A 23,265-nucleotide genomic window follows, 5' to 3' on the forward strand; every position below is an offset into this window, starting at 1 on the left:
TCCCTTTACTTCACCCATCCCTTTTGTTTCAGGTAATCTGCCGCCACTTTTTTGGCATCTAACCCTTCAACGGCAATACTGGCATTGAGTTGTTGCAACGTTTTTTCATCCAGGCTGGCAAACACAGGTTGCAGCCATTCCGCCATCTGCGGGTACGCCTTCAACACCGCCTCACGCACCACAGGGGCTGGCGCATAAATGGGCTGAACGCCTTTGGGATCGCTTAACGTCTGCAAGCCCAGCGCGGCGACCGGACCATCCGTCCCGTAGGCCATCGCGGCGTTGACGCCGGACGTTTGCTGCGCGGCAGCTTTGATGGTCACCGCCGTGTCACCGCCCGCCAGTGAAAGCAGTTGCGTCTGATCGAGCGTAAAATCGTAGGCTTTTTCGAACGCGGGCAGCGCGTCGGCACGTTCGATAAATTCGGCGGAGGCGGCCAGTTTGAAGATACCGCCCTCTTTCAGATAGCGTCCGAGATCGGCCAGCGAGGTGAGTTTATTCTTTTCGGCGACATCGCTTCGCACCGCGATAGTCCAGGTATTATTGGCCGGTGCCGGTGTTAACCAGACCAGCTTATTCTGCTCCGCATCGAGTTTTTTGACTTTCTCAAAGCCTGCTTGTGCATTTTTCCATGCCGGATCGTTTTCATCTTTGAAGAAGAACGCGCCATTACCGGTGTATTCAGGGTAGATATCCAGTTCGCCTGAGGTGATCGCACCGCGCACGACCGGCGTGGTACCTAACTGGACTTTATTGACCGTTTTGACGCCGTGGCTTTCCAGCACCTGCAAAATGATGTTGCCAAGCAGCGCGCCTTCGGTATCAATTTTCGACCCAACCTTCACCGGCGACGCCGCCTGCAAGGGTAAGCTCACTGCCGCTAACAGCGCCAGCGAACCGGCCCAAATCTTTGAGATTGTCATGATGCTTTCCTCATCTTTTTGTCGACTTTTTCAGCGACTTGAGGGAAAAGCATAGTCGAAAAGTGTTCCGTTAACCCGACATTTCGGTTTTTTCGGGGGGAAAAACAGGGGGAATCCACGCGGGAACGCCCCCTTACGCCGATCACAGCAATTCAAACGATCCCTGCTTCACGCGGGCAGAATCGACGCCGATAAATACGTTGAACTTGCCGGGTTCGGCATCGAACGTCATCTGCTGATTCCAGAACTTCAGCGCGTTGATATCAATCGGGAAGCTGACGGTCTGCGTTTCGCCGGGTTTCAGGTTCACTTTCTTAAAGCCTTTCAGCTCTTTCACCGGACGACTCAGGGAAGCCGTGACGTCCTGCACGTACAGCTGGATCACCGTTTCACCTTCACGCTTGCCGGTGTTGGTCACCTTCACACTTGCCGTCACGCTGCCGTCACGTTTCATGGTCGGCGCAGAAAGCGTCACGTCAGAAACAGTAAACGTGGTGTAGCTCAGGCCATAACCAAACGGATAGAGCGGGCCGTTAGCTTCGTCAAAGTAGCGAGAGGTGTACTTGTTCGGCTTGTCGGCGTTATACGGACGACCGGTGTTGAGGTGGCTGTAATAGGTCGGGATCTGCCCCACCGAGCGTGGGAAGGACATCGGCAGTTTGCCTGACGGGTTGTAGTCGCCAAACAGGACGTCGGCAATCGCGTTACCCCCTTCCGTACCGGCAAACCAGGTTTCCAGAATCGCATCGGCCTGTTGATCTTCTTTCACCAGCGCCAGCGGACGACCGTTCATCAGCACCAGCACCAGCGGTTTTCCGGTCGCTTTCAGCGCCGCGATCAGGTCGCGCTGGCTCTGCGGCAGGGTGATATCGGTACGGCTGGACGCTTCATGCGCCATGCCCTGTGCCTCACCCACCACGGCAACCACCACATCAGACTGCTTCGCCGCCGCGACGGCTTCATCAATCATCTCCTGAGGAGAACGCGAGTCCACCTTCACCGCCTCTTCGTACTGATTGAGGAAGGTGACAATGTCATTATCGTTGGTGACGTTGGCCCCATGGGCGTACACCACCTTACCGTTTGTGCCGAGAGCATTTTTAATGCCGGTCAGAACGGTAATGGACTGATCGGCCACGCCTGCGGCAGACCAACTGCCCATCACGTCGCGTTTGCTGTCAGCCAACGGGCCGACAACCGCAATCGTCCCCGATTTTTTTAGCGGCAGCGTGTCGAGGCGGTTTTTCAGCAGCACCAGGCTTTCACACGCGACTTCACGTGCTTCTTTGCGGTGCAGTCGGCTTTCGGCGTTGGTATCCACCGGATCGGTCTCTTTCGCCCCCAGATGGCTGTACGGATCGTTAAACAGCCCCATGTCATATTTCACGTTGAGCACGTGACGCGCCGCGTCATCCAGTTCCGCCATCGTCACTTTGCCGGATTTGATCAGTCCCGGCAGGTATTTGCTGTAATACTCGTCGCTCATGCTCATGTTAATGCCGGACTTGAGCGCCACGCGCACCGCATCTTCCGGATCGGCGGCGGTGCCGTGTTTAATCAGCTCTTTGATGGCCCCGTGGTCAGACACGGTAATGCCTTTAAAGCCCCACTTATCGCGCAGAATGTCCTTCAGCAGCCAGGAATCAGAGGTCGCTGGCGTGCCGTTCAGCGAGTTCAGCGCCACCATCACCGCGCCGCTGCCTGCATCCAGACCGGCTTTGTACGGCGGCATATAGTCGTTAAACAGGCGCTGCGGACTCATGTCCACGGTGTTGTACTCTTTACCGCCCTCCACGGCACCGTAGGCGGCGAAGTGCTTCACGCTGGTCATCACCGAATAGCGATCCGCCGGGCTTTTGCCCTGCATCGCTTCCACCATCGTTTTGCCCATGATGGAGGTCAGATAGGTATCTTCGCCAAAACCTTCCGAGGCGCGTCCCCAACGCGGATCGCGGGAGACATCGACCATCGGTGCCCAGGTCATATTCAGGCCGTCGTCGGCAGCTTCATACGCCGAGATGCGTCCGACGGTTTTCACCGCGTCGAGGTTAAAAGAGGACGCCAGCCCAAGGCTAATCGGGAAGACGGTACGCTGGCCGTGCAGCACGTCATAGGCAAAAAAGAGAGGGATTTTCAGGCGGCTCAGTTCCATCACCTGATCCTGCATTTTACGGATGTCCTGACGGGTAACGGTGTTAAAAATCGCGCCCACCTGGCCGTCTTTGATCATCTCGCGGATCGCTTCTTTCGGGTTATCCGGGCCGACGCTTATCAAACGCAGCTGGCCAATCTTTTCATCGACGGTCATTTTCGTCAGCAACTGGGTGACAAACGCATCCCGCGCTTCCGGCGTCAGCGGATGGTTACCGAACAGCTCCTCCGCCAGCGCTGGTTGCAACGCCAGACTAACTGCGACACCTACAGAACATAGCCATTTCATGTTGATTCTCTCTTTCTCTAAAGCCCGACGTGGCAGCGAAAATATAGCAAAAACCGCATTTTGCCATAAGCCTAAACGGCAGCGCGGCAGAAAGCTAAGGTTATTCTCTTAATTTTCAACGCCGCCAATTCAAAGACAGTGTGAATGAGAAAGCGTATTGTCATACAAAGCGCTATGCTTGAACCTGATATTTTGTCCCACCACAAGGAGTGGAGAATGTCTTCCATTACAACAACTGATAATAAAACCTTCCTGAATGAGCTCGCCCGCCTGGTGGGACATTCACACCTGCTGACTGATCCTGCAAAAACCGCCCGCTATCGCAAGGGTTTCCGTTCCGGTCAGGGCGAGGCTCTGGCGGTAGTCTTTCCCGGATCGCTGCTGGAACTCTGGCGCGTGCTGAACGCCTGCGTCAACGCCGATAAAATTATCCTGATGCAGGCGGCCAATACCGGCCTGACCGAAGGCTCCACGCCGAATGGTAATGATTATGACCGCGAGATTGTCATCATCAGCACCCTGCGCCTCGACAAGCTCCACGTGCTGGGCAAAGGTGAGCAGGTGCTGGCCTATCCCGGCACCACGTTGTACTCACTGGAAAAAGCGCTGAAGCCGCTGGGGCGTGAGCCACACTCGGTGATTGGTTCGTCGTGCATCGGCGCATCGGTCATTGGCGGGATCTGTAATAACTCCGGTGGTTCGCTGGTGCAAAGAGGCCCGGCGTATACCGAAATGTCCCTGTTTGCCCGTATTGATGAAAACGGCAAGCTGCAACTGGTTAACCATCTGGGGATCGATCTGGGACAAACGCCAGAACAGATCCTGAGTCAACTGGACGATGAACGGATCAAAGAGGAAAATGTCCGCCACGACGGGCGACACGCCCACGATCACGACTACGTCACCCGCGTCAGAGACATCGACGCCGACACGCCCGCACGCTATAACGCCGATCCGGATCGCCTGTTCGAATCTTCTGGCTGTGCCGGAAAGCTGGCGGTCTTTGCGGTGCGTCTCGACACCTTTGAAGCGGAAAAAAATCAGCAGGTATTTTACATTGGCACCAATCAACCCGAGGTGCTGACGGAGATCCGCCGCCATATTCTGGCGACGTTCGACAATCTGCCGGTGGCGGGTGAATACATGCACCGCGACATTTACGACATTGCCGAACAGTACGGCAAAGACACTTTCCTGATGATTGATAAGCTCGGCACCGACAAAATGCCGTTCTTCTTCACCCTGAAGGGGCGCACCGACGCGATGCTGGAAAAGGTGAAATTCTTTCGTCCGCACTTTACCGACCGCGCAATGCAGAAGTTTGGTCATCTGTTCCCGAGTCATCTGCCGCCACGCATGAAAAGCTGGCGCGATAAATATGAACATCATCTGCTGTTAAAAATGGCGGGCGATGGCGTCGCGGAAGCGCAAAGTTGGCTCACCGAATTCTTTAAAACCGCAGAAGGCGATTTCTTTGCCTGCACGCCGGAAGAAGGTAGCAAAGCCTTCCTGCACCGCTTCGCAGCGGCTGGCGCAGCCATTCGCTATCAGGCGGTTCATGCTGACGAGGTGGAGGATATTCTGGCGCTGGACATCGCACTGCGCCGCAATGACACCGAATGGTACGAACATCTGCCGGCGGAAATGGATAACCAACTGGTGCATAAACTCTATTACGGGCACTTTATGTGCTACGTCTTCCATCAGGATTATATCGTGAAGAAAGGTGTGGATGCTCACGCGCTGAAAGCACAAATGCTGGAACTGCTGCAACAGCGCGGCGCACAATACCCGGCTGAGCATAACGTCGGGCATCTGTATGAAGCACCGCCCGCGCTGACCCGTTTTTATCGCGAAAATGACCCGACCAACAGTATGAATCCCGGAATTGGCAAGACCAGTAAGCAAAAATTCTGGAAAGTACCGTCTTCAGATTAACACCAGCTAATGTGCCTGATGCGCAGGCTGGATTTGCACGAAATATCGTGCAAAAGTAATAAGATGTGCCGGAGTCGTGATGACTCCGGTTTTTCTTCGCAAAGGTGAGAACCATGTCTGTTGCCGATACGCTTTCTGATAACGATATCGTGGTACGCGATGCGCTGCCCGACGACGTAGAGGCGATCTCCTCGTTATATGCGTGGCATGTGTTGAATGGCCGCGCCTCTTTTGAAGAAACACCCCCGACGGTCGATGAAATGCGCCGACGTATGCGTACGGTGGCACAGTATGGATTGCCGTGGCTGGTGGCGCTCTATCGCGGCGTGATCGTCGGTTATTGTTATGCCACGCAGTATCGTCCTCGCCCGGCCTATCGTTTTACCCTGGAAGAGTCGATTTATGTCGATGCCAGCATGACCGGACGCGGCGTCGGCAGCCTGCTGATGCATACGTTAATCACCCGCTGTGAAGAAGGTCCATGGCGGCAGATGGTGGCGGTGATTGGCGACGGCCATAACAATCCGGGGTCGCTGCGATTGCATAAAAAGCACGGTTTCGAGATTGCCGGACAGTTGCGTAGCGTCGGGTATAAAAAGGGAGACTGGCGGGATACGTTGATTATGCAGCGCCCACTCAACGAAGGTGACTGGACGCTGCCAGAGTAAGGTTTTGTTATCCATGCCGGATGACGGCATAAACGCCTTATCCGGCCTACGGGTGAGATGTTTTCGTCGGCTTGATAAGCGAAGCGTCATCAGGCTATTTTCCAGGACGACTTCGCCTTATTCGGCCTATAGCGGCATCAGTCGTTTTGCGCGGTCTGCTCACCCGCATTGCCACCCGCAGCAGCCATCTGTGCGGCTTTCTGCTTTTTATAGCTCAACGCCGCCGGCGGAACCGGCATCACTTTCCCGGTTTCGATCCACGTGCGTAAACGACTGGCGTCGGCGAAATGGGTGTACTTGCCGAACGCATCCATCACCACCAGCGCCACCGGTTTGTTATTGATTACCGTGCGCATCACCAGACAATGGCCAGCCGCGTTGGTGAAGCCGGTTTTAGTAAGCTGAATATTCCAGTTATCGCGATACACCAGATGGTTGGTATTGCGGAACGGCAGCGTATACGCCGGATTGGCGAAGGTCGCCATATCTTCACGCGTGGTACTCAGTTGACCGATCAGCGGGTACTGCTTGCTGGCAATCAGCATTTTGGTGAGATCGCGTGCGGTCGACACGTTATGAATCGACAAACCGGTTGGCTCCACAAAACGCGTCTGGGTCATACCCAGCGCTTTTGCCTTCGCGTTCATTGCTTTTATAAACGCGTTATAGCCGCCAGGATAATGGTGCGCCAGGCTCGCCGCCGCCCGGTTTTCTGAGGACATCAGCGCCAGCAGCAACATATTTTTACGGCTGATTTCACTGTTCAGCCGCACGCGCGAGTAAATCCCTTTCATCTCCGGCGTCTGGCTGATATCCACTTTCAGTTTTTCGTCCAGCGGCAGTCGTGCATCAAGCACCACCATCGCCGTCATTAATTTGGTAATTGACGCAATCGGACGCACCAGGTCCGGATGGTTCGAATAGATAACCTTATTGGTGTTCAGATCCACGATCATCGCGCTACCGGAGGCGATCTCGGGTTGAGACGCCGCGGCAGTCGCCGCCGTTTTTGCCAGCGCTTGTGGCGCAAAAGGCACAGCCAGCATCAGCGCCAGGCTCAGTATGGAAACTCGGAATTTCAGCATGATGAGATTTCAGAAAATGATTCACGCGTGATGACACGCACCGCCGGAGTCAGGATGGCTCCGGCTAGCAGAGGAATCATAGCGAGCTAATGACCTCGCCGCCATAAGAGAATCGTCAGGAAATGCTGCATTGCTGGCTTTTGCACCAACAATGCAGCACGGTAATCAGAACAAGCGGTAGCCGTATCCCCAGAGGATGACGGTCAGCGCGAGCAGCACTTCCAGTACCAGTACGCCGATAGCCAGGGTCGAGCTGGAGAAACTTAAGCCCTCTTCCTTATTGATATTCAGGAATGTCGGAATGCCCAGATAGAGCAGATAGCCGGTATAGAACAGCGCTACTGTGCCAACAAATGCGCAAAGCCACACCAGCGGATACAGCGCCACCAGACCGCTAAGAAATAGCGGCGTCGCGACATAGCCGGCAAACACCATACAGTGCGTCAGGGATGGACGCTGCGGATAACTCCGCGCCATCCACCAGATCACGCGCCCCATGATTGCCACGCCCGCCAGCATCACGGCATAGAACAGGACAGCCAGCGCCAGTCCCGTAAACAAAGAGAGCTTCAGGACATTGCCGTCGCCAAAATTCCAGCCGATTTGTGTTGTACCAATGAAGGCGCAAATAACCGGGATGGCCGCCATCAAAAGCACATGGTGGGTGTAGTGATGCGAAACCGTTTCGTTCTCGCTGTTGATCACCTGCATTTCACGATTGGGATGGGAAAACAGCCCCCAGACATGGTTCATACCGCCCCCTTGTTGTCAGCTGTGGACTTAACACTTCAAGTATAATTCAGCTTTTCGATTATTTATTGTACAGACAAAGAAATGCCGCTGCGTGTGATGGCCCTTTTTGAGCATCCCGAATTCAGAGGGTGTATGCTTACAGTCGTGGAGGTCATACAGACGTATGGATATAAACAGTCTTATTGCGCAATACGGTTATGCCGCGCTGGTGATTGGGAGTCTGGCGGAAGGCGAGACCATCACTCTGCTGGGAGGCGTTGCCGCACATCAGGGATTACTCAAATTTCCTCTTGTGGTCGTGGCCGTGGCCTTAGGCGGCATGATAGGTGATCAACTGCTGTATCTGCTGGGACGCCGCTATGGCGGCAAGATTCTGCGCCGCTTCGCCCGTCACCGCAACAAAATCCGCCAGGCGCAAAAGATGATCCAGCGCCGCCCGTATCTGTTCGTGATCGGCACCCGCTTTATGTACGGATTCCGCGTGATCGGGCCGCTGCTGATTGGTGCCAGCCATCTGCCACCAAAGATTTTTTTACCCCTGAATATTCTCGGCGCGCTGATCTGGGCGCTGATCTTCACCACCCTGGGCTACGTGGGAGGTGAAGTGGTCGCGCCGTGGTTGCATCACCTCGATCAGCACCTCAAGCATTGGATCTGGCTGATTCTGGCGGTAGTGCTGGTGATCGGCGCTCGCTGGTGGCTAAAGCGCCGCAGTAAAGCGAAGATGCCTCAGGAGTGATGATAGCCGCCACCGAGCGCGCTGGTGAGCTGGATCGACGCATCCAGCCACTGCCCTTGTAAAATCAGTCCGTTAGCCTGCTCGCGCAGCGCCGGTATTCTGGCCTTACTGACAAGAGAACCCGCAATGATCCCGGCGTCAAAGCGTGCCTGCGCCAGGCTGACCACCCGATCGGCGTCATGCTCTATCTGCTGCTGATGCTGATTTTTCTGCATCAGCGTCGCCACCTGACTGGCGGTGCGCGCCACGTCGTTCACCGCATCAACAACCGCTTTGTTATAGCTGGCGATCGACAAATTGTTTTGTGCATGGGCAATATCCAGACTGGCATTCAGTCTGCCGCTGTCGAAAACAGGCAGCGTCAGGCCTGCGGTCACGCCCATCTGTTGCGCAGAACTGCGGAACAGATCGCTCAGATGCAGCGCATCCTGTTGTAAAAACGCCATCAGATTGATATCGGGATAGAACGCCGCTTTCGCCGCCTCCACGCTGCTCATGGATGACGCGATCACCCAGTGCGCTGCCTGCAAATCCGCTCTGCGCGCCAGCAGGGCATAACCCAGTTGCGCTGGAAGCTGACTCTCCACCTGCGGCAGACTCACTTCGTGCAGTTTCAGCGACGTCGACTGCGTGTTGGTCAGCGCGCTCAGACGCGCCTCAATCACTTTCATCTTTCCGGCGATATCATTCAACTGCTGCTGGGTTTTGCTGTCATCAATATCCGTTTCCACGCCTTCCACCGAGGAGGTGATGCCGTTCTGATACAACTGGCGATCGGTATCAATGATGTTGCGCTGTTCCTGTTCAATTTGCGTCAGCAGTTTGCTGAGCGCCGCCTCGGTCTGCCATTCCCAGTAAAGCCGCGTAACGCCGCTGGCTAACAGCTGGCGCGTCTGTTCACGCTCGGCTTCCCGCGCTTTCACCGCCCCGATTCGCGCCGTCACTTCCGCGCGGTTCTTACCCCACAAATCGAGATCCCAACCGGCGGTTAAGCCGAACGACCCGTTGGTGTACCAGGGCCCGGTCGTACCTGCCGCCGGATCGGTGACCGCAAACGGCCCCATGACCCCTTCTCCTGACATTTTCTGCCGTTCGGCCTCCGCCGAGAAATCAACCTGCGGCCCATCCTGGGCTTCGACCGCTTTAGCCTGCGCTTCGGCCAGCGCGATCCGTTGTTCCGCCACCTGCATATCCGGGGAACTGGCAAGCGCATGCTTCACTAATTCGTTCAACTGTGCGTCATGATAATCCTGCCACCACTGGCTTCCAGGCCATCCGTTATTCAGCGCCGACGGCAGCGCGGAATCTACGTGAGAGGTGGGAGGTTGCTGAACCAGCGTCTTTTGGGTGTCATGCATGGGGGCGCATCCCGCAAGCAAAATAGCCAGCGGAAAGCACGCGTTCAGCGCGTGAAAAGAATTACGAGTCATGAAGAGGTTCTGATAAGAAAAGGTGCGCGGAGCTTACCCGTTGTGGTGACCTGTTTTTTAGTTACGCGTGGCATAACATCTTCGGCAATGAAAAGTCACAACTGGAAAAATATATTCCAGCAGAATATAAACACGCCAATAATACTAAATTTCAATCGACTGAATCGCGCGGGCAATATCCGCTGAATTATTTAACGCGCGAATATCCTGAAAGACGTCCGTGGCCTCACGGTATTCCTTACGCAAATAACCCAGCCACTGTTTAATGCGCGCGACGTGATACAACCCGGTGTCGCCCTGTTTTTCCAGACGGGTATATTTTTTCAGCAGCGCAACCACCTGCGGCCACGGCATTCGCGGCTCGTTGTACTTCACCACCCGGCTAAGGTTAGGAATGTTTAATGCCCCGCGACCAATCATAACCGCATCACAGCCGCTGACAGCCAGACACGCCTGCGCGCTCTGCCAGTCCCAGATTTCACCGTTGGCAATCACCGGAATCGACAGACGCTCGCGGATTTCGCCAATCGCCTGCCAGTTGATATGCTCCGCCTTATAGCCCTGCTCTTTAGTGCGCCCGTGCACGACCAGCTCGCTTGCCCCGGCCTGCTGGACGGCATCCGCAATCTCAAACTTCTTGTCGCCGCTGTCCCAACCCAGACGCACTTTCACCGTCACCGGCAGATGCGCCGGCACGGCTTCACGCATCGCTTTCGCGCCCTGGTAGATGAGTTCAGGATCCTTCAGTAACGTTGCGCCACCGCCGCTGCCGTTCACCATTTTAGACGGACAGCCGCAGTTGAGATCAACGCCGTAAGAGCCGAGTTCCACAGCGCGAGCCGCATTTTCCGCCAGCCACTGCGGGTACTGCCCCAACAGTTGCACGCGCACTAAGGTGCCGGAAGGCGTCCGACTGCCGTTGAGCAGCTCGGGGCAGAGACGATGAAAGACCTTTACCGGCAGGAGTTGATCCACCACGCGTACAAACTCGGTGATGCAGAGATCATAATCATTCACTTCCGTCAGAAGTTCGCGCACCAGTGAATCGAGCACACCTTCCATCGGCGCCAGTAAAACACGCATATCGTCATCCGCAAAAAAAAGAGGCGCTATCATAGCGCCTATCCGGGATGAGCAAAACCTTTTGCAAGGGTGGCGGCGCAAAGCGCCTTATCCCGCCGGCACCCCATCATGGCGGTAGGCCGGGCAAGCGAAGCGCCCCCCGGCAAAGGCCCTTATTCTCAGCGCGGCAGAAGACAGTTATCTTCTTTCCAGCCGTACAGCCATTCCATGCCGCGATAAAACTCCGCCTGCGATTTGCCTTTCCACAACAGATTACGCACCTGGCGCTCCACGCCCGCCGCATGATACACGCGTCCCATTTCGCGGGTAGACCAGACGATGCGCGCCGTGCGCGGAATGCGCACCGACTCATACAGCGCGAAGGCTTTTGCCGCATCGCCGTCGCATTGCGCCAGCGCTTTGCCCAGCGTGACGGCATCTTCCAGCGCCATACAGGCCCCCTGCGCCATGTACTGCGCCACCGGGTGCGCCGCATCGCCAACCAGCGTGATGCGCTCAGTACCCCATTTTTCTACCGGTTCGCGATCGGCAGTTGACCAGCGACGCCAGGTTGTGGGTTTATCCAGCATCTGCCGGGGGCGCGGATGGATCCCGGCGAAATACGACAGCACCTCTTCCTTGCTGCCGTCTTTAACGCCCCACTCCTCCTGGTGACGACTGTGGAAGGTCACGACCAGGTTGTACTGCTTGCCGCCACGCAGCGGATAGTGCACAAGGTGGCAGTGCGGCCCGGCCCAGAGCACCGGCGCGTTAATGCGCAGGTCTTCCGGCATATCCGCACAGTCAATAACCGCGCGGTAGACCACGTGTCCGGTCACGCGCGGCGAATCGCCCAGCAGACTCTGACGCACTACCGACTTCACGCCGTCACAGCCAACCAGAATATCGGCGGTCCAACTGTTACCCTGCTCATCAAATACCGTCACGTCGTCTGCCGTCTGGCGAATATCGACCACGTTGGTCGAGGTCCGGTACTCAACATTCGGATGGGTCAGAACCGATTCCCAGACGGAAGCGTGGATATCAACCCGGTGGATAACCGCATACGGACCGCCAAAGTGGTCGCGAAAGTCCTGTCCGGTTTCGATGCGCACCACTTCTTCCGCGTTCACAGCGTCCATCATGGTGATGTGATCGGTAAACACCGCGCGTGAACGCGCCACTTCGCCGACGCCGAGACTGTCCAGCGCTGAGAAGGCGTTTGGACCGAGCTGAATGCCCGCGCCAATTTCGCCAATTTCATGGGCTTTTTCCAGCAGCATCACCTTGATGCCCTGACGTGCCAGCGAAAGCGCGGTGGCTGCTCCGCCAATTCCGCCGCCGACAATAATTGCTCTCATCACTTTAGCCATTGTCATTCTCCTTCTCAGGCTGAGATTTTATCTTGTTGATTTTCGGGGGCTGCGGCGATGAACGCCGATAGCTGTGTACAGGCGTCATACACGGCTTTGCAGCGCGGATAACCGCTCAGATCGCACCCCATTCTTAACGCATTCGCCCATTGTGGGACCAGGCAGCAGTCGGCAAGCGTTGGCGCATTGCCCACGCAGTAGTTCTGCGACTGGCTCTGACGCAACAGTTGTTCGACGGCGCTTAACCCCTGCTGGATCCAGTGCGCGTACCAGCGTTTTTTGTCTTCTTCACTGACCTTCAGTTCCTCGCTCAGATAGCGCAGCACCCGCAGGTTGTTCACCGGGTGAATGTCGCAAGCGATGGCATAGACGATTTCCAGCACCTGCGTGCGCGCCGGATCGCTGACGGGCAGCAAGCGCGACTGTGGAAAATGCCGGTCCAGCCAGTCGATGATGGCCAGCGACTGACCGAGCGCTTCGCCGTCATCGGTCACCAGCGTCGGCACCAGCCCCACCGGATTCATCCGCCGGTAGGCCAGTTCGTTTTGTTGACCGATACGAATATTGACGCCCACCGTCTGGTAGTCGATGCCCTTTAATGCCAGCGCGATACGTACGCGGTATGACGCCGAACTGTTAAAAAAACTGTACAGCTTCATACATCACCTCAGACAATCTTCACAGCGACAGGTGTCAACCCGCCCACGCCACCGGTGATCACATCCCCTTTCACCACGGCGCCGACGCCTTCTGGCGTACCGGTGAAGATCAGGTCGCCCGGTTGCAATTCGAAGAAACCGGACAGATAGCTGATCGTTTCATTCACCGACCAGATCAGATGGCGAATGTCGCTACGCTGGTGATCGTCGCCGTTCACCTGCAACCAGATGGGCGCGGAAGTGATATCCGCAATCTCATCCGCTTTATGCAGCGGCGCGATGGGCGCAGAGAGATCGAACGCTTTGCCGATTTCCCACGGACGCCCCATCTGACGCATCTCCATCTGGCGATCGCGACGGGTCATATCCAGCCCGGTGGCATACCCCCAGATATATTCATGGGCTTTTTCTAACGGGATATCGCTACCCTTTTTGCCGATGGCAACCACCAGCTCAATTTCATAGTGATAGTTGTCCGTTTGCGCCGGATACGGCAGCGTTAACGTTTCACCTGCAGCAACCGGCACAACCGCATCGGCAGGCTTACAGAAGAAGAACGGCGGTTCACGGTCAGGGTCGAAACCCATTTCGCGGGCATGGGCGGCATAGTTGCGTCCCACGCAGTACACGCGACGGACGGGGAACTGCGCATCGCTGCCGACAACCGGTACGGTCACGGGGGCCTGTGGGGCAAATACATACTGAGTCATGGCTCTCTCCCAAATTAATAGCGGGCTTCGCGGAACAGCCCGAGGGCTTCCTGTACCGGTCTGTCCGAAAAGCTGAATAAAACGGTCTCATCGGTGGTTTTGAACGACACGCCGTGCCAGGTCGGAACCACAAAAATATCTTTGGCTGAAAAATGGAAGGTCTCGTTGCCGACGGTGACCTCGCCCGCCCCTTCAACGACGTGGTAAATGGTGCTGTCAGTGGTACGCGCCACCCGCGAGGTAAAGCCTTTTGGCAACAGTTGCAGGAACGTGCCCATCGATGGCATCGGGTAGCCGCCGGTTACCGGGTTGACATAGCGCATCTTGTAGCCATCCCACTCGTCGGCATCGCCCAGACGCGTCAGGTCATGCAGCGCGTCGCGACTGCGGTCATAGCGGTAGTTGAAAATCGGCGATGAGTTGCCTTTCTGATGGCGTAGCGGCAGCATGTTGGCGGCATAGCGCGGCAGGTAGTCACCCTCTTTGCGCGAGACCGGCTGCTGATCTTCCGGGTAATCTTCGGCAAAGCCACAGCCCAAAAGGTTGACCAACGGCAGATCCAGACCGTCCAGCCAGACCACCGGCTCATCGCCAGGGTTACCGTGATCGTGCCATTGCCACTGCGGGGTCAGAATAAAGTCGCCGGTGTGCATCTGGGTGCGCTCGCCGTCCACGGCAGTGAACGCGCCTTTCCCTTCGACAATAAAGCGTAACGCCGACTGGTTATGACGATGGCTGGGTGCAACTTCACCCGGCATGATCAACTGCAACCCCGCGTAGAGCGTTGACGTGATGGAGGACTGCCCACGTAACATCGGGTTTTCCAGTACCAGCACGCGACGAATCGCCTCTTTCGCGCCAATCAGGTTGCCGCTTTCCAGCAGCAGCGGGCGAATCTCCTGGTAGTTCCAGTACGCTGGCGCACAGGTTGGATTCGGCGTTTGCGGAACCAGGTGATGCAGTGATTCCCACAGCGGGGTCAGGTTCTGCCCCGAAATATGCTGATAAAACTGCTGACGGCTGTTTTTAACATCCTGATTTTGTTCTGACATAGGGATTCTCCTTATTCGTTCACGACGCTTGCGTGCGGCAAGCTATCCGGGACAGAGGCTGACTGGCGGACGACGACTGTCAGTACGGCTAACATCACCGCGCTGATGACCGCTGGAACAGCGATAATGAAAAACAAAGTATCGAAAGAGAAATTCATCGCCATCATCACGCCACCGGAAAGCGACCCGACAATCGCGCCGCAGCGCCCCACCGCGTTGGACCAGCTCACGCCCGTCGCCCGACTCTGTGTGGGATAGAGCGTGGCGGTTAGGGCGTTGAGGCCCACCTGCGATCCGCTGATACCCACCCCGGTACCGAAGATCGCCAGCGCCATCAGCCATAAACCGTTTTCGCTCAGACCAATCATGACGATGCATACCGCCCCCAGCGCGTAACTCACGGCCAGCACCCGGAACGGATTGTGTTTATCCATCAGCACGCCCAGGGCCAGCGCGCCGAGCGTACCGCCAACCTGAAACGCCGCCGTCACCCAGGAAGCCTGTTGCAGGTCAATCCCTCGATGGTTTAACAGCGTTGGCATCCAGCTCGACAGCAGATAGATGATTAACAGACTCATGAAGAACACCACCCATAACATCAGGGTAATGGGCAACTGACGGCCAACAAACAGCTGGCGAATACTGCCTTTGGCAATCGCCGCAGCCTCCTGGAGGTAAAACTGCGTATTGTCGTAACGTTCGCCGGTGATCGCGCTGACCGTTCTGGCGATGGTTGCCTGCGGTAGCTGACGGCGTACCTGCCAACGCGGAGATTCCGGCAGGACCGCGAGCAGTACGAAGAACAGCATCAGCGGTAACACGCCACCGAGTACCAGAATTCCGTGCCAACCGATGGCCGGCACCAGCTGCGCGCTGACAATCCCGCCCATTGCGGAACCAAGCGTAAAGCCGCAGAACATCAGGGTAACCAGCGCACCACGGCGACGGGCAGGCAGGTATTCAGAGGTCATTGTGATTGTGTTTGGCATGGCGCCGCCCAGGCCCAGACCGGTCAGAAAGCGCAGGATGACCAGCGTTTGCAGATCTGGCGAAAAGGCGGAAATCAGGCTCAGCGCGCCAAACAGCGCCACGCAGAGCTCAATCACCCGTTTGCGACCGAAACGGTCGGACAGCGGTCCGCAAAGTAAGGCGCCAGCGGTAAGTCCTAACAGACCCGCGCCAAACAGCGGGGCCAGGTCTCCGGCAGTTAACTGCCAGTGGGTACGAATATCGGGTGCGATAAAGCCAATGGCCGCAGTATCAAAACCATCAAGCATGACCACCAGAAAGCAGCAGATGATCACCCGCCACTGTGTCTTGCTGACAGGAGCAGCATCGATCAGAGCTTGTAGTTCACGTCGTTGAGTCATAGTGAATGCCTCGGTGCAGGTAGGGACAGATGTTGTTTTGTTTTTGGTATGTTACGAGTTTGTAGACTGGGCGATAAAATGTACAATGGCATTTCATGCAGAGACATAACCTGGAGGTTATCGCTGATGGCAAACTGGGCGCAAAAACTGAAGCTGCACCATCTGCAAATGCTGGTGGCGCTGGGCGAACAAGGGAATCTCACGCACGTCGCGCGGATGATGAATATCACCCAGCCCGCGCTGTCGAAATGGCTGTCACAGCTCGAAGATGAGATGGGGATCACGCTCTTTGAACGTCACAGTAAAGGTCTGCGCCCCTCGGAAGGCGGCAAGTTGCTGCTGCAACACGCCCAGCGTTTAATCAATGACATGGAACGTTCACAGTATGAAATGGCACGCTTTAAAGAAGGCGGGCTGGTAGGGAGCCTGAAGATTGGCTGCTCACCGGTGGCGACCGACTGTGTGTCGCAGGCGATCCTCAATCTGCTCGTTGAGATGCCGACGCTGCATCTTAACATTGAAGAAAAGGTCATGACGCCGCTGCTGCACGACCTGCTTGCCGGTTCCGTGGATGTGGTAGTGGGTCGCGTCGGTGGGCGAGCGCTGCAACTTCCGCTCAATTATCAGGTGCTGTATACCGAACCAGTCTGCTTTGTCGCTCGTCCCCACCATCCTCTGGCGAAGTTTGATACCCTGAGCTGGGCCGATCTCGCGCACTGGCGCTGGATTGTCTGGCCGACGGGAACGCCCATCCGCCTGAGTATTGATAACGCGCTGGTCGATAACGGGGTGATGCTGCCGGAAAACACCATCGAATCGGCATCAATGAACGTCAGTACCAACCTGCTGCAAAGCAGCGATATGATCTCTATCCTTTCTTTACGGCTGGCGCAACGCTATGCCAGTCAGGGGCAACTGGTGATCCTGAACCTGCCGAAAATTGAACAAAAGGGCAGCGTGGGTGTGTTCTGGCGCAATAATGAGACGCCGTCCAGCGCGCTGAGTCGTTTCTTGCAACTGCTGGCACAAGTTTAGCGTCACGTATTGGGGACATTGCCCAATGTTCCCGCTGTCTATCTTCAGTATGCTAAGAATTCATGATGTGATCGATAGCACGTTTTAAAGTTTAATTGTATGATGAATCCGTCGCTTCAAGGAATTACAACATGAGCAAGACACTGAATATCATCTGGCAATACTTGCGCGCTTTCGTGCTGATTTATGCCTGTCTGTATGCAGGCATTTTTATTGCGTCCCTGCTGCCCGTCGCCATTTCAGGCAGCATCATCGGGATGCTGATCCTGTTTGTGCTGCTGGCGTTGCAAATCATTCCGGCGAAATGGGTCAACCCCGGCTGCTATGTGTTGATTCGCTATATGGCGCTGCTGTTTGTGCCGATTGGCGTCGGCGTAATGCAGTACTTCGATCTGCTGCGCGCGCAGTTTGGTCCGGTGGTGGTGTCGTGCGCAATCAGTACGCTGGTGGTTTTTCTGGTGGTGAGCTGGAGTTCGCACCTGGTCCACGGTGAACGCAAAGTGGTTGGTCAGAAAGGGTCTAAAGAATGATGTCGTCAATCTGGTGGTCTTTACCGCTGACGCTGGCGGTTTTTTTCGGCGCGCGCAAACTGGCTGCACGTTTCAAATTTCCTTTACTGAATCCGCTGCTGGTGGCGATGGTGGTGATTATCCCGTTCCTCCTGCTGACCGGTATTTCCTACGACAGCTATTTTAAAGGCAGCGAGGTATTAAACGATCTGCTGCAACCGGCGGTGGTGGCGCTGGCCTATCCGCTGTACGAACAACTGCATCAGATCCGTGCCCGCTGGAAGTCGATTATTACTATCTGCTTTGTCGGCAGCATTGTGGCCATGGTGACCGGTACCTCGGTGGCGCTGCTGATGGGCGCAACGCCTGAAATCGCCGCCTCTGTCTTACCGAAATCCGTCACCACGCCGATTGCGATGGCCGTCGGCGGCAGCATCGGTGGCATCCCGGCGGTCAGCGCCGTGTGCGTGATTTTCGTCGGTATTCTCGGCGCCGTCTTTGGTCATACGCTGTTAAACGCCATGCGCATTAAAACCAAAGCCGCGCGTGGACTGGCGATGGGCACTGCGTCTCACGCCCTCGGCACCGCCCGCTGCGCGGAGCTGGATTATCAGGAAGGCGCATTCAGTTCGCTGGCGCTGGTGATTTGCGGGATTATTACCTCACTGATCGCCCCATTCCTGTTTCCGATTATTCTCGCGGTTGTGGGCTAAAATTTGCGATACGTCGCGCATTTTTAATTTAAGTTTCATAAGTTGCATACACAATGAGATTTAGATCACACATATGGCCGTAACAGGCCCGTACACTACGATCCCAATACATTGTTATGAGGCAACGTCATGCACCCACGTTTTCACACTGCCTTTAGCCAACTTGCAGACAATCTGCAATCAGCGCTGGCACCCATCCTGGCGGATACGCATTTCCCCGCTTCGCTGACGGCTGAGCAGGTTTCAATGCTTAAAAGCGCAACGGGACTGGACGAAGACGCGCTGGCATTCGCGCTGCTGCCGCTGGCTGCGGCCTGCGCCTGTACGCCGTTGTCGAACTTCAACGTCGGCGCGATTGCACGCGGCGTGAGCGGAACATGGTACTTCGGCGCCAACATGGAATTCCTCGGCGCGACCATGCAGCAAACGGTTCATGCTGAACAAAGCGCCATCAGCCACGCCTGGCTGCGCGGCGAGAAAGGCCTCGCGGCGATCACCGTTAACTACACTCCGTGTGGCCACTGCCGTCAGTTTATGAACGAGTTGAACAGCGGACTGGATCTGCGCATTCATCTGCCCGGTCGCGAACCGCATACGTTGCGCGACTATTTGCCAGACGCGTTTGGGCCCAAAGATCTCGACATCAAGACGCTGCTGATGGACGAACAGGATCACGGTTTTGCCCCTCAGGGCGATGCACTGACGCAAGCGGCCATTGCCGCCGCCAGCCGCAGTCATATGCCGTACAGCCAGTCACCGAGCGGTGTGGCGCTGGAGTGCAAAGACGGACGCATCTTTAGCGGAAGCTATGCCGAGAATGCCGCGTTTAACCCGACGCTGCCACCGTTGCAGGGGGCGCTGATTCTGCTGAATCTGAACGGCTACGGTTATGCCGATATTCAACGTGCGGTTCTGGCGGAAAAAGCCGACGCGCCGCTGATCCAGTGGGATGCCACCGCCGCTACGCTGAAAGCGCTGGGATGCCATCACATCGATCGCGTGCTACTGGGTTAATTGCCCGATGGCTTCAGCCCCTGGGCCGGAAAAGGTATTTTCACCGCCATCCGGCCTAATCGCCTGATGGCGCTACGCTTATCAGGCCTGCACTGGTTTTATTCGGCATGACTGCGTATTGCTGAAAATCCCCCCAATCAGACTACTGTTTCTTGCGCTTCGACAGCGGGTACAGTAGCCTGATTGAAATTTCATCCAGTGACAGAGTTTTCTTCATGCTAAAGCGCGTACTCTACAGCCTGTTGGTCCTGATCGGCTTGCTGCTGTTGGTCGTGCTGGGTCTTGACCGCTGGATGAGCTGGAAAACCGCCCCCTATATTTACGATGAGCTTCAGGACCTTCCCTACCGCCAGGTCGGCGTGGTACTTGGTACCGCAAAATATTATCGTACCGGGGTTATCAACCAGTATTACCGCTATCGTATTCAGGGCGCGCTCAACGCCTACAACAGCGGCAAAGTTAACTACCTACTGCTTAGCGGTGACAACTCGCTGCAAAGCTACAACGAACCGATGACCATGCGCAAAGACCTGATTGCCGCTGGCGTCGATCCTACCGATATCGTGTTAGATTACGCCGGATTTCGCACGCTCGATTCGATTGTTCGCACCCGTAAAGTCTTCGACACCAATGACTTCATCATCATTACCCAGCGCTTCCACTGCGAGCGCGCGCTGTTTATCGCCCTGCATATGGGCATACAGGCGCAGTGCTACGCCGTACCTTCGCCAAAAGATATGCTGACGGTTCGGGTTCGCGAGTTTGGCGCACGCTTTGGGGCGCTTGCCGATCTGTATCTGTTTAAACGTGAACCCCGGTTCCTCGGCCCGTTAGTGCCGATCCCCACCCTGCATCAGGTTCCTGACGATGCCCAGGGGTATCCGGCCGTGACGCCAGAGCAATTGCTTGAACTGCAAAAGAAACAAGGAAAATAGACATGGAAGATAAAACGCTTTTTATCGTGATTGGCGTGCTGATGATTGTCGCCTGGACCCTGCGGGAAGGAATTAAAGGGTTACGCTCCGGCGTCGTCGAGAAAACGGTCAAGGGCTCGCAGACACCACGCCTAATTCAGCGTTCCGCAGAACCTGCCGCTTACTGGAGCTATATTGGCGTCTACTTTGGCCTTTCGGTTGGCGCGCTGCTTGTGGGTATCTGGCTGGTTTTTATCAAATAAAAAACCGGCGCAAAGCTCGTCTGCACCGGTTTGATTCTGCATGGAAGGGTTACTTCTTACGCGCGTATTTCAGTGAATCCAGCGCAACCGCGAAGATGATAATGCCGCCCTTGATGATGTACTGCCAGTACGGGTTAACGCCGATGTAGGTCAGGCCGTAGTTGATGACGGTAAAGATAATCACACCGGTCACCACACCGAACACGGTACCCACCCCGCCGCTAAACGACACGCCGCCGACCACGCAGGCCGCAATCGCATCCAGTTCGTACATGAAGCCCAGGTTGTTGGTCGCCGAACCGATACGCCCCGCTTCCAGCAGGCCGCCGAAGGCATAGAACACACCGGACAGCGCATAGATCATCAGCAGGTTCAGCGCCACGTTCACACCCGACACTTTCGCCGCTTCCGGGTTACCGCCGATGGCGAAAATGTTTTTACCAAAGCGGGTTTTATTCCACAGTACCCAGACAAATGCGACGGCGATCAGCGCATAGAACGTGATATACGAAAGCCGGAAGCTACCCAGTGCGATAAAGCCCTGCGCAAAGGTCGAGAAGCCGCTATCAAAGCCCGAAATCGGTGAGGCCCCCACGAAGTCGTAATACAGGGAGTTAATCCCGTAGACGATAATCATCGTGCCGAGCGTGGTAATAAACGGCGTCACGTTCAGATAAGCGATGATAATCCCGTTCACCAGACCGATGATCGCGCCAATAACGCAGACAATCAGGATAACCAGCGCAATCGGCATGGTTGCCATTTCCGGGAACACTTTATTGACGTTATCCATTGACTGCAGCAGCGTTGCCGCCACCACCGCCGCCAGCCCAACCTGACGACCTGCGGACAGGTCTGTCCCCTGGGTGACAATCAGACCCGCAACCCCCAGCGCAATAATAATACGCACGGAAGACTGGGTCAGAATATTACTTAAGTTAAGCAGACTTAAGAACGTGGGATCCTGGAAAATAATAATGGCCAGCAAGACTAAAAGAACGACGTAAATACCGCCCTCTTTCAGATAAGTAAGAAAACTTTTCTTATTTAACGCACTCATGAGGAGCCCCTAATCTTAAAGGTGCAAAGACGCAAGACGCAGAATTTCGTTTTGCGTTGTCGTTTTTGTATCAACAATTCCAGAAACGAGGCCGTTGCTCATGACCAGAATACGATCTGTTATCCCTAACAATTCCGGCATTTCGGAGGAGATGATAATGATCCCCTTACCTTTTTTCGCCAGTTCCGCAATTAACTGATAAATTTCAAACTTCGCACCGACGTCGATCCCACGGGTGGGTTCGTCGAGCATTAAAATTTCCGGTTGCGTCAGCAGCCAGCGACCAATAACCACCTTCTGCTGGTTACCACCCGAAAGCGAACCAATTTGCGTCTTGTGACCTGGCGTTTTTACCCGCATGGAGTCAATAACCCATTGGGTATCGCTTTTCATTCGCGAGTTATCTAACAGACCGACTTTATTTTTGTAATTCTGAATATTGGAAATTAAGGAGTTGAAACCGATGTCCAGATAAGCATAAATCCCCGTGGAACGACGCTCTTCTGTGACCAGCGCGAAACCGTGGTTAATGGCTTCATTCGCACTATGGTTATTAATCTTTTTGCCGTGTAGCGTAATGGTGCCCGATGATTTCTCACGGATACCAAACAGCGTTTCAACGATGTCAGTGCGCCTGGCGCCGACCAGTCCTGCGATGCCGAGGATCTCGCCTTTATGCAAATCAAAAGAGATATCACGGATAGATGGCTGGCGCAGCGAGGTCAGGTTACGCACTTCCAGAATAACTTCCCCCGGCTCGTTGACTTTATCCGGGAATCGCTGGTTCAGAGAACGACCGACCATCATGGCGATGATCTTGTCCATATCCAGCCCTTCCAGCGGTTGCGTCGCAATCCACTGTCCGTCACGCAGAACGGTAATCTCATCGCACAACTGGAAAATTTCTTCCATTTTGTGGGAGATATACACAATACCGCAGCCACGCTCTTTCAGCTTACGAATAATCGTGAACAGATGGTTGACCTCTTTTTCCGTTAACGAGGAGGTCGGTTCATCCATAATCACAATTTTCGCGTTATACGAAAACGCTTTGGCAATTTCGATCATCTGCATTTGCGACACGGACAAGGTCCCGACGCGCGCGCGCGGATCGATATCAATATCCAGCTCATCAAAAATAGCTTTGGTATCACGGTACATTTTTTCCTGATCGACAAACATGCCTTTGGTGGGATAACGCCCCAGCCACATGTTGTCCATTACAGAACGCTGTAATACCAGGTTTAACTCCTGGTGTACCATTGAAATACCATTCTCCAGCGCTTCTTTGGCTGAATGAAAATCGATTTCTTTACCCTGAAATAATATGCTGCCAGAATCTTTTTGATAGATCCCAAAAAGACATTTTAATAGTGTCGACTTTCCAGCACCATTCTCTCCCATTAATGCATGAATCGAATGCGGGCGGACTTTTAAATTAACATTATCAAGTGCCTTAACGCCGGGAAAAGACTTGTTGATGCCGCTCATTTCCAACAAGAATTCGCCTGACGGCTGAGTAATTGTGCTGACCATAATTATACCTTGTTGGCCT

General features: G+C 55.2%; 22 protein-coding genes. 9 read left to right on the top strand and 13 right to left on the bottom strand.

What is annotated here, in order from left to right:
• Positions 1-5 precede the first annotated feature (5 nt).
• A complete protein-coding gene (gene osmF / locus OGY35_RS24200; protein WP_286633689.1) occupies positions 6-923 on the bottom strand; it encodes a glycine betaine ABC transporter substrate-binding protein OsmF in 918 nt (305 codons plus the stop codon).
• 142 nt (positions 924-1,065) lie between these two features.
• A complete protein-coding gene (bglX, locus tag OGY35_RS24205) occupies positions 1,066-3,363 on the bottom strand; it encodes a beta-glucosidase BglX (protein ID WP_286633690.1) in 2,298 nt (765 codons plus the stop codon).
• A 216-nt stretch (positions 3,364-3,579) separates the two neighbouring features.
• On the opposite strand from bglX, the gene dld reads away from it, so the two are divergent.
• Positions 3,580-5,301 carry a D-lactate dehydrogenase gene (gene dld / locus OGY35_RS24210; RefSeq protein WP_286633691.1) on the top strand — a complete coding sequence of 574 codons (1,722 nt, stop codon included), beginning with the start codon at positions 3,580-3,582 and terminating at the stop codon, positions 5,299-5,301.
• Positions 5,302-5,414: 113 nt separating this feature from the next.
• On the top strand, positions 5,415-5,969 hold the full coding sequence (locus OGY35_RS24215) for a GNAT family N-acetyltransferase (protein ID WP_152403610.1): 555 nt from the start codon (positions 5,415-5,417) through the stop codon (positions 5,967-5,969).
• Between the two features lie 137 nt (positions 5,970-6,106).
• Here OGY35_RS24215 and pbpG read toward each other — a convergent pair whose 3' ends face one another.
• Together pbpG and OGY35_RS24225 are read right to left on the bottom strand one after the other, a co-directional pair.
• Positions 6,107-7,054, bottom strand: coding sequence for a D-alanyl-D-alanine endopeptidase (gene pbpG / locus OGY35_RS24220; RefSeq protein WP_152403608.1), 948 nt, complete (start codon positions 7,052-7,054; stop codon positions 6,107-6,109).
• A 165-nt stretch (positions 7,055-7,219) separates the two neighbouring features.
• Positions 7,220-7,807 (bottom strand): Yip1 family protein, encoded by a 588-nt coding sequence (locus OGY35_RS24225; RefSeq protein ID WP_152403606.1) that lies wholly within the window; start codon positions 7,805-7,807, stop codon positions 7,220-7,222.
• 163 nt (positions 7,808-7,970) lie between these two features.
• On the opposite strand from OGY35_RS24225, the gene OGY35_RS24230 reads away from it, so the two are divergent.
• Positions 7,971-8,546, top strand: a complete 576-nt coding sequence (locus OGY35_RS24230) for a DedA family protein (RefSeq protein ID WP_152403604.1) — start codon at positions 7,971-7,973, stop codon at positions 8,544-8,546.
• On the opposite strand, the gene mdtQ is transcribed toward OGY35_RS24230, so the two are convergent.
• The 7 genes from mdtQ to mhbT form a co-directional block, all read right to left on the bottom strand.
• Entirely contained in the window at positions 8,537-9,976 is a 1,440-nt protein-coding gene (gene mdtQ, locus OGY35_RS24235) for a multidrug resistance outer membrane protein MdtQ (protein WP_286633692.1), read from the bottom strand. The two genes, OGY35_RS24230 and mdtQ, sit on opposite strands and share 10 nt — an antisense overlap.
• A gap of 144 nt (positions 9,977-10,120) precedes the next feature.
• Positions 10,121-11,059 (bottom strand): tRNA dihydrouridine(16) synthase DusC, encoded by a 939-nt coding sequence (dusC, locus tag OGY35_RS24240; protein WP_284554198.1) that lies wholly within the window; start codon positions 11,057-11,059, stop codon positions 10,121-10,123.
• 158 nt (positions 11,060-11,217) lie between these two features.
• Entirely contained in the window at positions 11,218-12,411 is a 1,194-nt protein-coding gene (locus OGY35_RS24245) for a 3-hydroxybenzoate 6-monooxygenase (RefSeq protein ID WP_152403600.1), read from the bottom strand.
• 14 nt (positions 12,412-12,425) lie between these two features.
• Positions 12,426-13,070 (bottom strand): maleylacetoacetate isomerase, encoded by a 645-nt coding sequence (maiA, locus tag OGY35_RS24250; RefSeq protein ID WP_152403597.1) that lies wholly within the window; start codon positions 13,068-13,070, stop codon positions 12,426-12,428.
• An 8-nt stretch (positions 13,071-13,078) separates the two neighbouring features.
• Positions 13,079-13,780 carry a fumarylacetoacetate hydrolase family protein gene (locus tag OGY35_RS24255; protein ID WP_286633693.1) on the bottom strand — a complete coding sequence of 234 codons (702 nt, stop codon included), beginning with the start codon at positions 13,778-13,780 and terminating at the stop codon, positions 13,079-13,081.
• Between the two features lie 14 nt (positions 13,781-13,794).
• Entirely contained in the window at positions 13,795-14,832 is a 1,038-nt protein-coding gene (gene gtdA, locus OGY35_RS24260; RefSeq protein ID WP_152403580.1) for a gentisate 1,2-dioxygenase, read from the bottom strand.
• Positions 14,833-14,843: 11 nt separating this feature from the next.
• Positions 14,844-16,202 (bottom strand): 3-hydroxybenzoate transporter MhbT, encoded by a 1,359-nt coding sequence (gene mhbT / locus OGY35_RS24265; protein ID WP_286633694.1) that lies wholly within the window; start codon positions 16,200-16,202, stop codon positions 14,844-14,846.
• Positions 16,203-16,328: 126 nt separating this feature from the next.
• Here mhbT and OGY35_RS24270 point away from each other — a divergent pair, with 126 nt between their 5' ends.
• The 6 genes from OGY35_RS24270 to OGY35_RS24295 all read left to right on the top strand — a co-directional run bounded on the left by OGY35_RS24270 (position 16,329) and on the right by OGY35_RS24295 (position 20,650).
• The gene (locus OGY35_RS24270; protein ID WP_042317990.1) at positions 16,329-17,237 is read left to right on the top strand and encodes a LysR family transcriptional regulator; all 909 of its coding nucleotides are present in this window, start codon (positions 16,329-16,331) and stop codon (positions 17,235-17,237) included.
• Between the two features lie 131 nt (positions 17,238-17,368).
• Positions 17,369-17,767: a CidA/LrgA family protein gene (locus OGY35_RS24275; RefSeq protein ID WP_046481609.1), complete on the top strand. Its 399-nt coding sequence runs from the start codon at positions 17,369-17,371 to the stop codon at positions 17,765-17,767.
• Entirely contained in the window at positions 17,764-18,459 is a 696-nt protein-coding gene (locus OGY35_RS24280; protein ID WP_178827888.1) for a CidB/LrgB family autolysis modulator, read from the top strand. Before OGY35_RS24275 ends, OGY35_RS24280 begins: the two co-directional genes overlap by 4 nt.
• A 129-nt stretch (positions 18,460-18,588) precedes the next feature.
• Positions 18,589-19,473, top strand: a complete 885-nt coding sequence (gene cdd, locus OGY35_RS24285; protein ID WP_286633695.1) for a cytidine deaminase — start codon at positions 18,589-18,591, stop codon at positions 19,471-19,473.
• A 215-nt stretch (positions 19,474-19,688) separates the two neighbouring features.
• On the top strand, positions 19,689-20,408 hold the full coding sequence (gene sanA, locus OGY35_RS24290) for an outer membrane permeability protein SanA (RefSeq protein ID WP_152403570.1): 720 nt from the start codon (positions 19,689-19,691) through the stop codon (positions 20,406-20,408).
• 2 nt (positions 20,409-20,410) lie between these two features.
• Positions 20,411-20,650, top strand: coding sequence for a DUF2542 family protein (locus tag OGY35_RS24295; RefSeq protein WP_046481618.1), 240 nt, complete (start codon positions 20,411-20,413; stop codon positions 20,648-20,650).
• Between the two features lie 49 nt (positions 20,651-20,699).
• Here OGY35_RS24295 and mglC read toward each other — a convergent pair whose 3' ends face one another.
• Both mglC and mglA read right to left on the bottom strand, forming a co-directional pair.
• The gene (gene mglC / locus OGY35_RS24300; RefSeq protein ID WP_046481620.1) at positions 20,700-21,710 is read right to left on the bottom strand and encodes a galactose/methyl galactoside ABC transporter permease MglC; all 1,011 of its coding nucleotides are present in this window, start codon (positions 21,708-21,710) and stop codon (positions 20,700-20,702) included.
• Between the two features lie 15 nt (positions 21,711-21,725).
• A complete protein-coding gene (mglA, locus tag OGY35_RS24305) occupies positions 21,726-23,246 on the bottom strand; it encodes a galactose/methyl galactoside ABC transporter ATP-binding protein MglA (protein ID WP_152403568.1) in 1,521 nt (506 codons plus the stop codon).
• Positions 23,247-23,265: the final 19 nt, after the last annotated feature.

This window comes from Citrobacter sp. Ct235, assembly GCF_030332305.1.
In the GTDB taxonomy this organism is placed as follows: Bacteria; Pseudomonadota; Gammaproteobacteria; order Enterobacterales; family Enterobacteriaceae; genus Citrobacter_A; species Citrobacter_A telavivensis.

Excerpts from the sequence above, each read along its gene's own strand:
- osmF (WP_286633689.1), bottom strand. The coding sequence starts at position 923 with ATGACAATCTCAAAGATTTGGGCCGGTTCGCTGGCGCTGTTAGCGGCA.
- bglX (WP_286633690.1), bottom strand. The coding sequence starts at position 3,363 with ATGAAATGGCTATGTTCTGTAGGTGTCGCAGTTAGTCTGGCGTTGCAA.
- dld (WP_286633691.1), top strand. The coding sequence starts at position 3,580 with ATGTCTTCCATTACAACAACTGATAATAAAACCTTCCTGAATGAGCTC.
- OGY35_RS24215 (WP_152403610.1), top strand. The coding sequence starts at position 5,415 with ATGTCTGTTGCCGATACGCTTTCTGATAACGATATCGTGGTACGCGAT.
- pbpG (WP_152403608.1), bottom strand. The coding sequence starts at position 7,054 with ATGCTGAAATTCCGAGTTTCCATACTGAGCCTGGCGCTGATGCTGGCT.
- OGY35_RS24225 (WP_152403606.1), bottom strand. The coding sequence starts at position 7,807 with ATGAACCATGTCTGGGGGCTGTTTTCCCATCCCAATCGTGAAATGCAG.
- OGY35_RS24230 (WP_152403604.1), top strand. The coding sequence starts at position 7,971 with ATGGATATAAACAGTCTTATTGCGCAATACGGTTATGCCGCGCTGGTG.
- mdtQ (WP_286633692.1), bottom strand. The coding sequence starts at position 9,976 with ATGACTCGTAATTCTTTTCACGCGCTGAACGCGTGCTTTCCGCTGGCT.
- dusC (WP_284554198.1), bottom strand. The coding sequence starts at position 11,059 with ATGCGTGTTTTACTGGCGCCGATGGAAGGTGTGCTCGATTCACTGGTG.
- OGY35_RS24245 (WP_152403600.1), bottom strand. The coding sequence starts at position 12,411 with ATGGCTAAAGTGATGAGAGCAATTATTGTCGGCGGCGGAATTGGCGGA.
- maiA (WP_152403597.1), bottom strand. The coding sequence starts at position 13,070 with ATGAAGCTGTACAGTTTTTTTAACAGTTCGGCGTCATACCGCGTACGT.
- OGY35_RS24255 (WP_286633693.1), bottom strand. The coding sequence starts at position 13,780 with ATGACTCAGTATGTATTTGCCCCACAGGCCCCCGTGACCGTACCGGTT.
- gtdA (WP_152403580.1), bottom strand. The coding sequence starts at position 14,832 with ATGTCAGAACAAAATCAGGATGTTAAAAACAGCCGTCAGCAGTTTTAT.
- mhbT (WP_286633694.1), bottom strand. The coding sequence starts at position 16,202 with ATGACTCAACGACGTGAACTACAAGCTCTGATCGATGCTGCTCCTGTC.
- OGY35_RS24270 (WP_042317990.1), top strand. The coding sequence starts at position 16,329 with ATGGCAAACTGGGCGCAAAAACTGAAGCTGCACCATCTGCAAATGCTG.
- OGY35_RS24275 (WP_046481609.1), top strand. The coding sequence starts at position 17,369 with ATGAGCAAGACACTGAATATCATCTGGCAATACTTGCGCGCTTTCGTG.
- OGY35_RS24280 (WP_178827888.1), top strand. The coding sequence starts at position 17,764 with ATGATGTCGTCAATCTGGTGGTCTTTACCGCTGACGCTGGCGGTTTTT.
- cdd (WP_286633695.1), top strand. The coding sequence starts at position 18,589 with ATGCACCCACGTTTTCACACTGCCTTTAGCCAACTTGCAGACAATCTG.
- sanA (WP_152403570.1), top strand. The coding sequence starts at position 19,689 with ATGCTAAAGCGCGTACTCTACAGCCTGTTGGTCCTGATCGGCTTGCTG.
- OGY35_RS24295 (WP_046481618.1), top strand. The coding sequence starts at position 20,411 with ATGGAAGATAAAACGCTTTTTATCGTGATTGGCGTGCTGATGATTGTC.
- mglC (WP_046481620.1), bottom strand. The coding sequence starts at position 21,710 with ATGAGTGCGTTAAATAAGAAAAGTTTTCTTACTTATCTGAAAGAGGGC.
- mglA (WP_152403568.1), bottom strand. The coding sequence starts at position 23,246 with ATGGTCAGCACAATTACTCAGCCGTCAGGCGAATTCTTGTTGGAAATG.